5 protein-coding genes are annotated in these 15,912 nt (G+C 71.6%); all 5 read right to left on the bottom strand.

What is annotated here, in order from left to right; genetic code table 11:
• Positions 1-4: 4 nt before the first annotated feature.
• On the bottom strand, positions 5-406 hold the full coding sequence (locus ASC81_RS07710) for a hypothetical protein (protein WP_235533593.1): 402 nt from the start codon (positions 404-406) through the stop codon (positions 5-7).
• 74 nt (positions 407-480) lie between these two features.
• The gene (locus tag ASC81_RS07705; protein WP_056264840.1) at positions 481-888 is read right to left on the bottom strand and encodes a hypothetical protein; all 408 of its coding nucleotides are present in this window, start codon (positions 886-888) and stop codon (positions 481-483) included.
• A gap of 127 nt (positions 889-1,015) precedes the next feature.
• Entirely contained in the window at positions 1,016-2,416 is a 1,401-nt protein-coding gene (locus ASC81_RS07700) for a caspase family protein (RefSeq protein ID WP_082536351.1), read from the bottom strand.
• A gap of 11 nt (positions 2,417-2,427) precedes the next feature.
• Positions 2,428-14,163, bottom strand: coding sequence for an autotransporter-associated beta strand repeat-containing protein (locus ASC81_RS07695; protein WP_056264835.1), 11,736 nt, complete (start codon positions 14,161-14,163; stop codon positions 2,428-2,430).
• Positions 14,163-15,890, bottom strand: a complete 1,728-nt coding sequence (locus ASC81_RS07690) for a ShlB/FhaC/HecB family hemolysin secretion/activation protein (RefSeq protein ID WP_056264831.1) — start codon at positions 15,888-15,890, stop codon at positions 14,163-14,165. The genes ASC81_RS07695 and ASC81_RS07690 overlap by 1 nt, the downstream gene beginning before the upstream one ends.
• Positions 15,891-15,912 lie beyond the last annotated feature (22 nt).

Raw genomic sequence — 15,912 nt, 5'->3', positions numbered from 1 at the left:
AGTTCTAGCGCCTCGGCCTCATCGCCAACATCACGACGGCAATCCCCGCCGTGACGATCAGCGCGTCTTCGATCAGCCCGCTGCGGGTCTGGCCGATGCGGGCCATAGCCTGCTTGCGGGCACCCAGGGTGGCATAGGCCAGCGGGACGGCGGTGCTGACCGCGACGGCCGCGCCGGCACTTTCCCTGCCGCGCGGGGCCAGTGCCGCGCCCGCGATGCCAGCGCTCATGACGCGCGCCAGGAGCCCGAGAAAGACGGTGCGATCGGGCGCCGTCTTCATCTTGTCGCCCAACAACTCACCGATGCCCATGGCCAGCGCGCCGAACTTGAACAGCGGGCGGTCCAGCAGGACCAATTGCCCCGGCGTGCGGCGGCCAGCCAGACGGGCGGCGGCGATGGAGGCCATGGGCGTCATCGAACGGGCGCTGGCGACGGCGCCGATCAACAGGGAAGACAGCAGGCTGCGAAAAGGCATCTTGATCACTCCCGTGCCTTCACCGGCGCGGAGGCCGCGAGGCTGCGCTCACAGGCCGCCCGCTCGGTGGCGCTGCGGGCCGCGATGCAGCGGGCGGCGCCGTCGTTGACGCCCCCCGCCAGGCTGCCGGCGGGCGCCGATGCCGTGGTGGCAGCCGTGGCACCGGCATTCCTGCCCTTGAGCGGCAGGGACAGCTGTGGGATCACCCGTTCCTCGGGTCGCTGCACGCCGGGCTCCTTGGCGTTCTCGGATGCCAGGATGGCCGGGTTGCGGTTCGGCATCACCCGAGATGCCGCGGTCATCGGCGCCGGCGCCGACGCGGCAGACGCTGCTGGCGCCGTCTGTGCGCCTGCGGGGCCGGCAGCCGCCATCGCAACCAAGGCGCCCAGCAGGGCGAGCGATGCGTTCTTCATGGGGCACCACGCTGGAAAGTTCCGATGCGACAAGCGTCGTCCCACAGCGCAAGGCACCGTGTAGGACGCCGGCTTGCGATGCGATGGCACAGCCTCCGATACAGGCTGCGGCGCCGCCACTCGCCGCTTACTTCCTGACGTTGTCCAGATTGGGCGGCGGCGTGTAGCCCAGGTCCCGTGCGCGTGCTTCGAACTGCGAAGCCAGCAGCGGCTGGCCGTTCTTGCGGAAATGCAGCGCCAGCTCGTAGCTCGCGATGCCGTTGCCCAGCGCGACGGCGAACTGCATCCAGCCTTCGTAGCGCGACTGCGCGGACGACGCGCGGCCATAGCCGTCGCCGCCGCCGCTGCTCTCGCCGCGGAAGCGCCATGCCATGCGCGCGGCCGCATCCTTGTCGCCACGGCCGCAGCGCAACAGGTCCTGGCGCTGCTCGTTGGGCATGTCCTCGTTGAGCGAGAAGGCGGTGCGGAACAGGCGCACGTCGTTGCGCCGCAGTGCTGCAAGCGCCGCACGTGCGCCGTCGCGCGCCACCTGCACGCCGGGGGCGAAGGGGCTGTCGGGGCGCGCCTTCAGGAAGGCCTCGGCCACCTGCACGACCTCCGCCGGCCAGGCGAGTTGCTCCAGCTTCTTGAGCTCGGCCTCCTCATTGATGTCGGGGCCGGCTGGCGCTGCAGCGCCCTCACGCTTGGGCTCCACGGTCAGGCGCACGCGGGTGTGGTCGGCGATGAAGGGGTCTTGCGCCAGTTCGCGGACGGCGGCGACCGGGTGGTTGAGCATCGTCTCGCGCACATCGCTGCGCACCAGCTGCATCAGCTCGGGGAAGGTGGTCTGGTCGGACACGCTGTTCATCAGCTTGACCAGCGAGCCGGTGTAGAAGGTGTTTTGCGTTTCGACCGCGGGCGCGATGGCCGGCTTGCCGGCGCCGGTGGAGAAGGTGATGAGGCAGCCGGGCGGCGCCTCGACCTGGTTCAGGCCCACGACTTCACCGGCCCGCAGACCGGTACGGCAGGCATCAACAACGGCAATGATCATCCCCTCGCGCCGCGCCGGCAGGCGGCGCACGACGTCACTGAGCAGCTGCACGCTGCCAGTCTGCAGCAGCTCGCCCTTGGCCGACGGGTTCAGGCCCGCGGGCAGCAGCAGGTTGGATGCATCGACCTGGATGCCGTGGCCGCCGAAGTAGAAGAACACCGTCGTATCCGCCGGGCTGGCCGCCGCCTCGGCGATGAACTGTTCCAGCACGCGGCGGGCGGCGGGCAGGTCCAGGTCCAGCGCCGACGTGACCTGGAAGCCGCGCCGCGCCAGTACCGCTTCGAGGTCGCGCAGGTTCTTGGGAATGGGCGGCAGGTCGAAGGGCGTCGGGTAGCTGCGGTTGCCCATCAGCAGCGCCAGGCGCACCTCGGCGCTGGGCAGCGGCGCGGCGGCCGCGGCATCGGTAGCGGGCAGCAAGGGCGCGGCCAGGCTGCCAAGCAGCGAGCCGCACACCCGGCGCCGCGGCAGGGAGATGGGGGAATGGGGACGGATGGTCATGAAGCCAACGGCTACTTGCAGCTGAGGACGGGCTGGGACGAAGGATCGCACTGCTCGGGCGGTTTTGCACCCTCGCTGCCCTGGGTGGACGGCCGGCCGGGGCCGACCTCGGCGATGACGCCCGAGCGCAGCCGCACGGTGACGTTCTCGGTGCGCACCGTTTCCTGGAAGCGCGCGCGGCGGGCGTCTTCGGCGTCGCCGTTGATGGACGACAAGGCGCCCGAGGCCGCCGGCGTCAGCGGCAGCACGCCGTTGTAGACGACCGGAACCTCGATGGCCTGGCTGGCGCCGTCATGGAAGAAGCGATAGCCCGGGCCGCCGGCCGCCAGCGCGCTGCCCACCTTGGGGCCGACTAGCACGACGGCGGTCGAGCCCTGCGCGCCGGCCTTCGGCAGCACGGTCAGGTAGCCGGCGTTCGGGCCGGTGGTGCGGCCACCGGTGTCGGTCGAGCCGACCTCGACCTGGATGGGCTGGCCGTTGATGCTGCCAAAGCTGCCGGGCAAGCCGAAAGCTGCAACGCTCAGCTCCAGCGTCATGCCAGGTGCCGACAGCGCCCGGCCGAGCACGATCTCGTCGAACGGCAGTCGGGCGACCAGCTTGGCGCCGCCCGTCGTGGCGAGCTGGTCGGCGCGGATGTAGACCGTGTCGGCCTCGATGCCGCTGCCGCCGATCAGCAACTGCTGGCCGCTCACGCGCACCAGCGACTGCACGGCCTGCGCACCGCGCACATTGGGCAGCCATCCGGCGTTGTAGCCGGCCCCGCTGAGTACCGATAGCTGGCCCTTGAAGCTGTTGCCGTCCAGCCCCAGCAGGACCGAGCCGCCGCCGCTGGCGGTGACGGCCAGGCTCGCGCCCTCGGCCAGCGTGATGACGCCGCTGGCGCCCTGCTGCACGGTGGCCTCGGCCACCGCGAGCGGCTGGCCGGCGACGGGCACCTGCAGCGGAGCCTGCGGCAGCGCCTTGGCGTCGTCCGGCGTGGCCGTCGCGACGAGGCCGAGGCTGCCGCCGCTGAGCTGCAACGCGCCGTTGAGCGCGAGGCGCTCGGCTTCGATGCGACCGCCGCCCGACAGGCTGACCTGGCCGAGCTGCAGCGTCTCCTTCAACGTCAGCAGCGCCTGGCCCCCGCTCAGGGACAGCGGCGCGCCGGCGAACTGGTTGGTGCTGCGGCTCGCATCGATCAGCGTGCCGGCCAGCGTCAGGCCGGCGGCGTTGGCCAGCGTCAGGCTTCCGGTGTAGACCTGCTCGGCGCGCGTCGTCAGGTTGCCCGCCAGCCGCACGCTGCCGGCCGCCTGCAACGAGGCGATGGTCTCGTTGCCGCCGAGCTGCAGTTGCGCGCCGGCGGCCACCTGCACGGCGCTCGCATCGGGCAGGCGCTCGGCCGCCGTCGTGACGAGGGCGCCGCCCAGCACCTGGGTCGCGCCGGTGTAGCTGTTGGCCGCGTTGGCGAGCGTCACCTGCCCCTGGCTGACGACGAGGCTGCCGCTGCCGCTGACGGCTTGGTCAAGCGTCATCGCGCCGCTGCGATCAAGGCGAAGTTCGCTTTGGTTTCGGATGTCGCCGGCACCCAGGCTGCCATTGCCAGCCAGGCGCAGCGCGCCGGCCTCGATGACGGTGGCGCCGTTGTTGCTGCTGGCGGCGGTCAGCGTCAACGTGCCGGCGCCCTGCTTGACGAGGCTGCCGCTGCCGCTGACTGCGCCGTCGAAGCGACTGTCGCTGCCGCCCGCGCCGCTGGACAGCTTGGCGCCGTTCAGCACCAGGCTGCCCGCGCCGGTGAGCGACGCGACGGCCTGGGCCGCATTTACCTGCACGCTGGTAGGCGCATCGATGACCAGCGCACTGGCCCCGGCCAGGGCCTGGGCGGTGTCCAGCACCAATGTGCCGCCGCTGGCCACAGTGGCGCCGGTGTAGAGATTGGCGCCGCCCAGCGTCAGGATGCCGCTGCCGGCCTTGGTGAGCCCGCCGCTGCCTTCGGCCACGCCGTCGAAGCGGCTGTCGCGGCCGCTGGCACCGAGCGTCAGCGTGTAGGGGTTGAGCAGCACGCGGCCGCTGCCGGACAAGGCACCCAGGCTCTGGTCGGCCAGCAGTTCCAGCGTCGCACCGCTGGCCACGCTGACGCCTGCCGTCAGCGGCAGCACCGCGAGCCGGCGCACACCCGCCGCGAGCGCGTTGACGCCGCTGCCTTCGAGCTGCAGCGTGCCGGCCTGAACCTGCAGGTCACCGCCCAGCGTATTGCTGCCGCCAAGCGTGAAGGCGCCGGCGCCGAGCTTGGCCAGCCCGCCGGGGCCGGTGATGGCGCCCGCGAAGCGGGTGCTGCTGCCGTTGCTGCCGACGCTGAGCAGCGGCGCCTGCACATCGACCGTGCCGAAGCCGGCCAGCGACCCCAGGCTGGCGTTCTGTTGCACCGTCAGCCGTGCGCCGGCATCCACGCTCACCGCAGTGATGTCGTTGAGCGCCGTGCCCGTTGCCAGAACCAGCTCGCCCGCGGCCACGCGCGTGGCACCCGTGTGCGCGCCGTGGCCGGCCAGCGTGAAGCGGCCACTGCCCAGCTTGGTCAGCCCGCCGCTGCCGGCTAGCTTGCCGCTGAAGCTGCCGTCCTGACCGTCCAGGCCGGTACCCAGCGTGAACCTGCCGAGTTCGACGTTGCCGGCGCCGCTGAGCGAGCCGATGGCCTGGTCGCGGCCCAGCGCCAGCGTGGCACCGGCCGCCAGCTGCACGGCGCTCGTGGCGGGCAGCTCGCCCGCCACACGCAGGGTGCCGGCAGCAATGTCGGTCGGGCCGCTGTACTGGCTGCTGCCGGCCAGGGTCAGCGTGCCGCTGCTCGCCAGGCGCAGGCCGAAGCCGGCACCACCGTCGCCGACGGCGCCACGGATCGTGAGGCCGCCGACACCGGGCAGGAACTCCGTCATCGGCGCCTGCAGCGTCACCGCGCCGGCCAGCGTGCCCGCGCCCGAGGTGTTCAGCACGCGGCCGCCCTGGGCGACCAGCTCGGCCCCCAGCGTGGCGCCGTCGCGCAGGTCGAGCTGACCGGCCGCGCCCAGCTGCACCGCGCCACTGCCCGCCTGGGCCGCTGCGCCGTGCAGCACCACGGTCCCGGACTCGATGCGCGTGCCGCCGCTGTAGCGCTGCGCCGTCGTCATCGTCAGGCTGCCGCTGCCGCGCATGACCAGCTCGCCGCTGCCCGACAGCGGGCCGACCAGGTTGATGGCGCCGGTGCCGCCGAGTTCCAGCCGGGTCGAGACATTGCTCGCGTTCACCGTGTAGCCAGCCGCGCTGACCAGGCTGGCGATGCCGGCACTGTCCACTGCGAAGCCCGGCAGGCTGTTGTCGATGCGGGTCAGCGTGATGTTGCCGCCGCCGGCCTTCAGCGTCGTCAGGCCGCTGACCGCCAAGGCACCGCTTTGCGTGATGGCTGCGCCGGTGGCGACGGTGTCTGCCGTCAGGCTGCCGTAGCTGCCGCCCCCGAAATCGAGAGCGCCGGCCGACGTGACCTCCAGGGTCGCGGCATCGCCGGTGACCTTCAGTCCGTCGCCGCGGCTGCCGTCGCCATCGCGCAGCTGCACGCGGCCCATGCTGCCGCCGGCCTCGGCCTTCAGTTCCACGCGGTTGAGGTCATTGCCCGCGCCGCCGGTGGCCAGGTCGACCGGGACGGCCACGCCTCGGGCGATCAACGTCGTCAGGCCGCTCACCACCAGCGGGCCGGTCAGGACGATGCCCTGGGCCGCCGCGGCGCTGAGAGTGTCGCTGCGGCCTCCGCCCAAAGTCAGCAGGCCGCCGCTGCTGAGCTTGAGCGTCTGCACATCGCCGCTGAAGCTCAGGTCCAGCGCGCTACTGATGTCGGCGCTGGCGAAGCGGCCGCCGTTGACGCCGCGCATGGCGATGCCGCCCAGCAGCTGGTTGCCTGGCTGGTCGAGTACCAAAGTCGCGAGGCCGCCGTCGGCGACGAAGTTGGCCACGCCGCGCACCGTCAATGCGGCGGACTGGCTGATCCGGCTGCCGCGCGTCGTCGCCGTCAGTGCGCCGTTCCCGGTTCCGCCACCGAGGTCGAGGTCGGCGCCGGCGCTTGCCCTGAAGTCGTTCGCCGTGAAGCTGCCCAGGCGCAGCGCGCCGCTGCTGGCCAGGTCCACATCGCCACCGACCAGGCTGACCGCGCCGCCGAAGGCATTGCCCGCGTCCGCGAGATCGATGCGGCCGCCGCCGGCGCCCAGCGTCGACACGCCGCTGACCGTCAGGCCGCCGGCCGCCTGCGTGATGGCCGTGCCGCTGGCATTGAGGCCGCCCGCCACCGCGCCTGTCCCCAGGCGCAGCGCGCCAGAGGCAGATGCCGTCAGTGCCGCCACGTTGAGGTTGCCTAGGTTCAGCGCGCCCGCGCCGGTGATGATGGTATTGCCGCCGCGCAGGTCGACGCCGCCGCCAAAGCTGTTGCCCGCCAGGCTGAGCGAGATGCCGGCACTGCCTGCGTTCAGGCTGGTGCCGCCGCTCACCGACAAGGCGCCGGATTGGCCGATCGCCCCACTGCTGATGGCCATCAGCGTGCCGCCGACGCTGCCGCTGCCGAGGTCCAGCGTGCCGGCGGCGTTCAGCGTCAGCCCGGCGGTGGCCAGCGTGCCCAGGCGCAGGCCGGCGGCGTTGGTGATGGCGCTGGCACCGCTGCTCAGGTTCACGATGCCGTCCAGCCGGTTGGCCGCATCCGTCATCGTGATGCCGGCGCTCGCCTGCAACGTGGCGTCGCCCGCCACGGTGAGGCCGCCGGCCACCTGCGTGATGGCGCCGCCCAGCGCGCGAGCCGTCAATGAGCCACTGAGCGCACCGCTGCCCAGCGTGATGCTGCCGTTGCTGGTGGCGTCCAGGCTGTTGAAGCTCAGCATGCCGAAGCTCAGGCTGGGCTGGTTGAAGACGGTGACTGCATTGCCAGTCAGGCTCAGCGCACCCAGGAACTGGTTGCCGGCATTCGACAGCGTGATGTTGCCGCTGCCGGAAGTGAAATTGGCCGAGCCGGTCACGAGCAGCGCGCCGGACTGGCTGATGGCGCCATTGCCGCTGTGGGCCACCAAGTTGCCGCCGACATTGCCCTGGCCCAGGTTCAGCGCGCCCGAAGCGCCCGCCGTGAGGTCGCCTATGGCCAGGGTGCCCAGGGTCAGGCCGGCCGAGGTGGTCACGGTCGTGTTCCCACCCGTTAGCGTGACGAGGCCGCTGAGCTGGTTGCCGGTGTCGCCCAGCGTGATGGCGGCGCTGCCGGCATCCACGTTCAGAGCACCGGCCAGGCTGAGGGGCGCGCTCTGCGACACGGCGCCAGCGGCCTTTAGCTCGAGGGAGCGGATGCCGACCGAGCCGAGGTCGACGGCGCTGGCGTCGGTCAGGCGCACGTCGCGGCCGCTCAAGCCGACGGCGCCCGTCCAGCTGTTGGCGGCATCGTCCAGCGTGATGTCGGCCGTGCCGGCGTTGATGCTGGCGCTGCCGCTGACGCTCAGGCCGCCCGCGGCTTGCGTGATGGCGCCATTGCCGCTGGTGGCGGCCAGGTTGCCGGCGACCGTGCCGTGACCGAGGTTCATGGCGCCGGCGCTGTTGACCGTGAGCGCGCCGGTGTCCAGCGTGCCCAGCACCAACGCGCCGGTGGTGCGAACCTGCGTGGCGCCGCCCTTGAGCGTGACGACGACGCCCAGCTGGTTGCCGCTGTTGGCCAGGGTGATGGCCGCGCTGCCCGCGTCGATACCCAGCGGGCCGCTCAGCTGGACCGTGGCACCCGTGCCCTGGCTGATGGCGCCACCGGCCGTCAGCGCCAGCGAGGTGGCGTTGACGTTGCCGAGCGCGACGGCCGAGCTGCTTTCGAGCACGACGTTGCGCCCGGCCAGCGCCACGGCGCCGCCCCAGCTGTTGGCGGCGTCGCCCAGCGTGATGTCGGCGCTGCCGGCTTGGAAGCTGGCCGTGCCCGTCACGCTCAGCCCGCCGGCGCCCTGGGTGATGGCGCCGCCGCTGGTCGCGGTGAGCGCGCCGCCGACGCTGCCCGTTCCCAGCGTCAGCGCGCCGCTGGCCACGGCCTGCAGCGATCCGGTCGCCAGGGCATCCAGCCCCAGCGCGCCCAGGCCCCGGATCTGCGTGCTGCCGCCGGTCAGCGAGACCAGGCCCGCGAACTGGTTGGTCGCCGTGTTCAAGGTGATGGCCTGGCCACCGGCGTCGAAGCGGCTCGTGCCCGTCGCGCTGATGCGGCCGCCGCCGGTCTGGATGATGGCGCCGCCGGTGCCGGTCACGACGAGGGCGCCGGAGGCCGTGATGTCGTGCGCCAGCGTGGCCGACTGGCCCTTGAGCGTCACGGCACCGCCCTTGAGCGTGCCGAAGGTGCTGAAGACGCCGCCGCTGGACAGCGTCAGCGCCTCGGTCCCGGTGTCGATGTTGCTCGTGCCGGCCGGCAGGATGAGGGTGGCGCCGGCTTCCAGCTCCAGGCCCTTGTTGGCTTGTTGGGTCAGCGCGAAGAGATGGAGGTTGTTGGCGCTGCGCAGCGAGACGGCGCCGCCGGTGGCGGTGATGGCGCCTTGCAGGTGGTTGGTGGCTTGATTGAGCGTGATGTCGGCGGCACCGGCGTCCAGCGTCGTGAGGCCGGTCAGCGTGAGGCCGCCGGCCTGCGTGATCGCAGAGCCGTTGCTCGTGGCGTTCAAGCTGCCGTTGACGCTGCCCTGGCCGAGATTGAGGGCACCGCTCGACGTGACCGTCAGGTCCCCGGTGGCCAGCGTGCCGAGTGTCAGTGCCGCGCTGTCGACCAGGGTGGTGGCGCCCCCGCTCAGGCTGACGGCGCTGCCGAAGTGGTTGCCCGCCTGGTTCAGGCTGATGGCCGACGCACCGGCCGACACGGTCGTCGTGCCCGTCACCAGCAGGCTGCCGGCCGTCTGGTCGATGTCGCCGCTGGCCGTCGTCAGCTTCAGCGCGCCGCTGGCCGTGATGTTCTGGCCGAGGACCAGGCCGGTCTGCGCCTGCAGCTCGACATTGCGCCCGGCGAGCACGCCGCCCATCGTGAAGCTGCCGCCGCTGGTCAGCGTCAGGTCGGCCGTGCCGGTGTTGATGTTGGCGACCGGGCCGAGGATGAGGTTGGCGCCGGCCGACAGCGTCAAGGCGCGGTTGGCGGGCTGGGTCAGGCTGAGGATCTCGAGGTCGCCGGCCGAGCGCACATCGAGCGAGTTGCCGACAAGGTGGAGGCCGTGCCACTGGTTGCCGGTGTCAGGCAGGCTGATGTTGCCGGCCGTCGTGGCGTCCAGCGTTGCGATGCCGCTGACGGACAGCGCGCCGGTCTGGCTGATGGCGCCGCCCTGGCTGCTGGCCGCCAGCGTGCCGTTGACGCTGCCGGCACCCAGGTTCAGCGCAGCGCCGGCGGTGGTGTTGACGGTCAGGTCGCCGGTGTTCAGCGTGCCCAGCGTCAAGGGGTTACCGCCGCCGTTGCCGAGCACGGTGGTGCCGGTGGTGGACAGGCTCACCGCGGCTTGCAGGTTGTTGGCCGCGCTCAGCGTGATGTCGCCGCTGCCGTTGCTGAAGCTGCTGGTGCCGGTCACCGTCAGTGCGCCGGCCTGCGTGATGGTGCCGGTGCCCGTCGTCGTCGCGCCGAGGTTGCCGGTGATGGTGCCGCTGCCCAACTGCAGGTTGGCGTTGCTGGTGCTGGCGGTGAGGCCGTGCGTGTTCAATGTGCCCAGCGTCAGCGCGCGGCCATTGCCGTTGACGATCTGCGCCGTGCCGGTGGTGGTGACACTGACCGCACCCTGCAGGTCGTTGGCCGACGCGAGCGTGATGTTGCCGCTGCCGTTGCCGAGGCCGGTGGTGCCGGTCACCATCAGCGCGCCCGCCTGAGTGATGGTGCCCGCGCCGCTGGTCGTTGCGCTGAGGTTGCCGGTGACGGTGCCGCTGCCCAGGCCCAGGTTGGCGCCGCTGGTGCTCACCGTCAGCGCGCGCACGTTGAGCGTGCCCAGCGTGAGCGCGTTGCCGCTGGCATTGCTGAGTTGCGTCGCACCTGTCGTCGTGACGCTGACCGCCCCCTGCAGGTGGTTGCCCGAGGTCAGCGTGATGTTGCCGCTGCCGTTGCTGAGGCTGCTCGTGCCGCCCACCGTCAGCGCGCCGCTCTGCGTCAGGCTGCCGCTGCCCGTGGTCGTGGCGCTGAGCGCGCCGCCGATGGCGCCGCTGCCCAGGTTGATGCCGGCATTGCTGGTGCTGACGGTCAGCGCGCCGGTGTTCAGCGTGCCCATTGCCAAGGCCTTGCCGCTGCCGTTGACGATGTGGCTGGCACCAGTGCCGGTGATGTTCACCACGCCCCGCAGGTCGTTGGCGGACGTCAGGCCGATGCTGCCACTGCCATGGCCCAAGGTGGTCGTGCCGGTCACTGTCAATGCACCGGTCTGCGCGATCGCGCCGGTGCCGGTCGTCGTCGCGCTAAGGTTGCCGGTGACGGTGCCGCTGCCCAGGCCGAGGTGGGAGCCGCTGGTGCTGACGGTGAGGTCACGCGTGCTCAGCGTTCCGAGCGTCAACGCCTTGCCGGCGCCATTGCCGATCAGCGTGGTGCCGGTGGTCGTGATGCTGACGGCGCCCTGGAGGTCGTTGGCGGCGGCCAGCGTGATGTCGCCGCTGCCATTGCTCAAGGCCATGGCGCCCGTCACCGTCAAGGCGCCGCTCTGCGTGAGGGTGGCGTTGCCGGTCGCCGTCGCGCTGAGGTTGCCGCCCACCGTGCCGCTGCCCAGCACGAGATCGGCATTGACGGTGCTGACGGTCAGCGCGCCGGTGTTCAGCGTGCCCAGGGTCAGGGTGTTGCCGTTGGCATTGCTGAGCTGGGTCGCGCCGCTGCTGGTGATGCTCACCGCGCCTTGCAGGTCGTTGGCCGAGGTCAGCGTGATGGCGCCGCTGCCATTGCTCAAGCCGCTTGTGCCCGTCACCGTCAGCGCGCCGGTCTGGGTGATGGCGCCGGTGCCGCTCGTGGTCGCGCTGAGGTTGCCGGTGACCGTGCCGCTGCCCAGGTCAAGGTCGGCGACGCTGGTGCTGGCGGTCAGCGCCCGGGTGCTCAGCGTGCCCAGGGTCAGCGCCTTGCCGGCGCCATTGCCGATCTGCGTGGCACCCGTCGTCGTGATGTCCACGGCGCCTTGCAGGTCGTTGGCCGCCGTCAGCGTGATGTCACCGCTGCCGTTGCTGATGTCGCTCGTGCTCGTCACCGTCAGCGCGCCGGCCTGGGTGATGGTACCTGCGCCCGTCGTCGTCGCGCTCAGAGTGCCGGTGACCGTGCCGCTGCCGAGGATCAGGTTCGCCCCGCTGGTGCTGACCGTCAGCGCATGCGTGTTCAGCGTGCCCAGCGTGAGCGCGTTGCCATTGGCATTGCCAAGCTCGGTCGTGCCGGTGCTGGTGATGCTCACCGCGCCCTGCAGGTCGTTGACCGCGGTCAGCGTGATGTCGCCGCTGCCGCTGCTCAGACCCGTCGTCCCGGTCACGGTCAGCGCACCGGTCTGCGTGATCGTGCCGGTGCCGGTCGTCGTCGCGCTGAGGTTGCCGGTGATGCTGCCACTGCCGAGGTCCAGATCGGCATTGCTGGTGCTGACGGCGAGGCCGCCGGTGCTCAGCGCGCCCAGCAACAGGGCCCTGCCGCTGCCGTTGACGAGTTGCGCGTCGCCGGTGGTGGTGACGCTCACCAGACCACGCAGGTCGTTGGCCGCGGCCAGCGTGATGTTGCCGCTACCGTTGCTGAGCGCCGTGGTGCCGGTCACCGTCAGCGCGCCGCCCTGGGTAATGGTGGCAGTGCCGGTCGTCGTCGCGGTCAGGTTGCCGGTGACCGTGCCGCTGCCGAGGTTCAGGTTGGCGCCGGTGGCGCTGGCGGTGAGGGCGTGCGTGTTCAGTGCGCCCAGGGTCAGCGCGTTGCCGCTGGCATTGCTGATCAGGCTGGTGCCGGTGGTGGTGAGGCTGATGGCCCCCTGCAGGTTGTTGCTGGCGGCCGTCAGCGTGATGTTGCCCGACCCCGTGGTGACGCCCGTCGTGCCGGTCACCGCCAGGCCGCCGGCCTGCGTGATCGTGGCGTTGCCGCTGGTGGTGACGCTGACATTGCCGGAGACGGTGCCCGTGGGCAGCACCACGTCGCCACCCGCAGTGTTGATGGTCAGCCCCGCGCTGGTGACGCTGCCGAGCGCGATGGTGCCGGCGCCGGTGCTCGTCGCGGCGAGGGTGCCGCCGCCGGTGTTGACGGTGTTGCCGGTGATGTTGCCGCCGGCTTGCAGGTTGACGTTGAGCGCCCCCGCGCCCGCGCCGATGCTGCCGCCACCCGTGCCGAAGTTGATGTGGCGGACGGCGATCAGGTTCAGCGTGGCCGCGCCGGTGGGCACGATGGCGGCCTGCACGTCGATGTCGCCCTGCTGGTTGTTGCTGCCGGACGAAGTGGTCTGCACCGTGACCGACGTGCCGCCGGAAAGCGCGTTGTTGAGGGCGCCGACGTCAACCACGGCGCTGTCGTCCGTGCTTGCAAAGTTGGGCGCAGCGCCGACGTTGGTGTTGGTGCCGCCGTTGGCCCTGATGACGACGTCATTGGGATCGAGCAACCACTGCCCCGGCCGCCCCTGTGGCGCGCTGGCATCGACCTGGCCGAGCACGTTGAGGCGCTGGCCGCCCGAGGTCTCGACCATGCCGCCGTTGCCACCCAGGCGCCCGCCGCGGGCCCGGATGCTGCCCAGCATGTCGGTGCGCTGGTCGGCCCAGACGGCGATGCGGCCGCCATCGCCCTGTTCGGTGGCGTCGGCACGCAGTTCGGCACCCGCACCTATCCAGGTTTGCGCTGCGTTGTGCTCGGTGCCCTGGCCTTTGAAGCCGCCACCCACCTGCAGCGTGCCGCCACCCAGCCGCCCCGAGGCGTCGAGCCGCGCCGCGTCCAGCAAGGCCAGCTTCTGGCCCAGCACGGTGATGTGGCCGCCGCGCTCACCGCTGGCGTCCAATGCGCCGTTGACGGTCGTGATGCCCACCGTACCGCCATCAATGACGATGCGCCCGCCCTGCTGGCTGAAGGCCCGCGCCTGGACGATGCCGTCCATGTTGAGCACCTGGCCGGCCGCACCGGCGCGGGCCTGGGCGCGCAGTTCGGCGCTGCCGCCATCGACCTGCACGCGGCCGCTGAACTTCAGCGCGGTTTCCCCATTGCTGCGCGCGTCGTCGTTGCGCAGGTTGAAGAGCACGAGGCCGTCGCCTTCGACGTCCACCTGCACGGTGCTGGCCGCGGCGAGGCCGACGCGGCGGGCCTCGATGCTGCCGGACACACTCAGTTGGCGCGCCAGCAATGAGACCGTGCCGCCCGCGGCCGTGATGTCGCCGTCGGCCTGCAATGCACCGGCCTGGCTGCCGGCCGAAAAGCGGTAGCTGCCGGCGAGGAAATTCGTGTCCGACAAGTCCAGCGTCGACGCCACAAGGCCGCCCACGTCGACCTGCGAGCCGCGTCCGAAGACGATGCCACGCGGGTTGACGAGGAAGACGCGGCCGTTGGCCTGCAGCTGGCCGAGGATCAGCGACGGATCGCCGCCGACGACACGGTTGAGCAGCACCGAGTTGACGCCGGGCTGCTGCACGCGCAGCGTCTCTCCGGCCGCGATGGAGAAGCTCTGCCAGTTGACGATGGCCTTGTCGCTGCCCTGCTGGATCAGGCCCGGCTTGATGGCGACCTGCCCGTGCACGACCTGCGCGCCCAGTGGCAGCGCCGCCGCCGAGGGGTAGGCGAGCGCGAGGCTCAACGCCAAACCGAGGGGTGTGAAGCGCTTCATCAAAAGCTCCATGACCCTTGCGCGTAGAAGCGCAGCTTGCGGTCCTGGGTCGCGCTGCTGGCTTCGCCGTAGGTGGGCGTGGCCAGGCTCATGCGGAAGGAGTACTGGCTGCCGCGCGCCCACACCAGCGACACCCCAGCGCCGCCCAGCCAGGTGCGGTTGACGTAGCCGGGCTCGCGGACGGTAAGGCTGGGGTCGTGGCGGAGTTGCACGAAGGCGGCGTCGTAGAAGGCTGCGAACACCAGCTCGCTGGCCCAGCGCCCGAGCAGGCTGGCCGGCGGCAGCCAGCGCAGTTCCAGGCTGGCGACGGCGCCGCTGTCGCCAGTGCCCTCTCCAGGCGCAAAGGCGCGCACGCCGTTGGGCCCGCCGGCGCGGAACTGCTCGGTCGAATCGAGGTTGTGCAGGGCCCACTGTCCACGCACGGTGACGTAAGCCAGCAGCCGGTTGCTGACGACGTTCTGCAGCCGCGATGCGGAAAAACCGAGCTTGGTGAAGCGCCTCGCATCGTCGCTGCCGCTCGGCGCGCCGCCGTCGAACTGCAGCCGGCCCTGGGCAAGGCTGAGCTCGAAGGTGTTGACGCTGCCGGTCAGCAGGCTGTCGCGGAAATCGCCGCTGACGCCGATGTTGACGTCGTCGACCTGCTTCTTGGTCGCCAGCGCGGCGACGTTGTCGGCATACCGCTTGGCGTTGACGGCGCCGAGAGCGAAAAGGTTGAGGTTGCGCGAGCGTACCCAGGGGTAGAGCGCGAACAGATTGAAGGTCGTGCCGGTGCCGTCCAGGCCGAGGGGGAAGTCGCCCTTGTCGAGCTGGTAGCGCACTGCCGACAGCGAGGCGCCAGCCTTGAAGCCGTCGGCGCCGATGGGGCTGGTGTAGCCCAGCAGCGCGAACAGCAGCCCACCCGTGTGCGAGCTGAGCACGGACGCAGACAGGCCGTCGCCGCGGCCCAGCGGGCTGGCCATGATGGCCTGGGCACCGATGCGGCCGGCGCCGATGAACTGCGAGCCATTAGCGTCGGCGTCGACGCTGCCGCTGTAGCGGGCCTCCGCCCGCGGCGTGAATTCGAGGATCGCGGTGCCGGGCGTGGCGCCGGCCTTGACTTCGGCGCGCGTGACGATGCCGCGCAGGTCGTTGATGAGGAAAACCGTGCGCTCGACAGCCTCGACCGTCAGCACGTCGCCCGGCTTGAGCCGCGCGAGATAGGCCTCGACGACCTCGCGCTCGACGGGCAGGCCTTTGGGTGAGTTGGGCCAGTTCAGCACGACGCGGTCCAGCCGCCCCTCCAGCACGGCGATGCGCACAGTCTGGCCGTCGAAGACCTGCTCGGGGATGTAGGCATAGCCCAGGTAGAGCCCCAGGTCGCGCTGCAGGAAGCGGGTCACTTCATTGGCGGCGTTGACCAGGTCCTCGAAGCCACGGTCCTTGCCGACGAAGGCGGCCGTCAGCCGCGGCAGTGCCGCCCGCAGCGCGGCCGGGGCGTCGGGCGACAGGCTGTAGGCGGGGACGTCGATCCTCAGCTCGTCTTCGGGTTTGCCAAGTTCCCGAGCAGCGGCCGGCCTTTCGGGCGGCAACTCGGTATTGCGGCTGCCCGCGGGCGGCCGGGCCAGTTCGGCCGGCGTGGGCACGACAGGCGGCGTGCTGGCGGCCCAGGCCGGCATGGCGGTCGCCCAGGCCATGACCAGCGCGGTCAGGCAGGCGGGGCGGCGGCGGTGCGGGCGGGCGGGCGGCAAGGCAGGGTCCGGACGGTTGAAG

The sequence above is a fragment of the Pelomonas sp. Root405 genome (assembly GCF_001425165.1).
Taxonomy (GTDB): domain Bacteria; phylum Pseudomonadota; class Gammaproteobacteria; order Burkholderiales; family Burkholderiaceae_C; genus Pelomonas.
This window is presented reverse-complemented; position numbering and strand designations above follow the sequence as displayed.

Excerpts from the sequence above, each read along its gene's own strand:
- ASC81_RS07710 (WP_235533593.1), bottom strand. The coding sequence starts at position 406 with ATGGCCTCCATCGCCGCCGCCCGTCTGGCTGGCCGCCGCACGCCGGGG.
- ASC81_RS07705 (WP_056264840.1), bottom strand. The coding sequence starts at position 888 with ATGAAGAACGCATCGCTCGCCCTGCTGGGCGCCTTGGTTGCGATGGCG.
- ASC81_RS07700 (WP_082536351.1), bottom strand. The coding sequence starts at position 2,416 with ATGACCATCCGTCCCCATTCCCCCATCTCCCTGCCGCGGCGCCGGGTG.
- ASC81_RS07695 (WP_056264835.1), bottom strand. The coding sequence starts at position 14,163 with ATGAAGCGCTTCACACCCCTCGGTTTGGCGTTGAGCCTCGCGCTCGCC.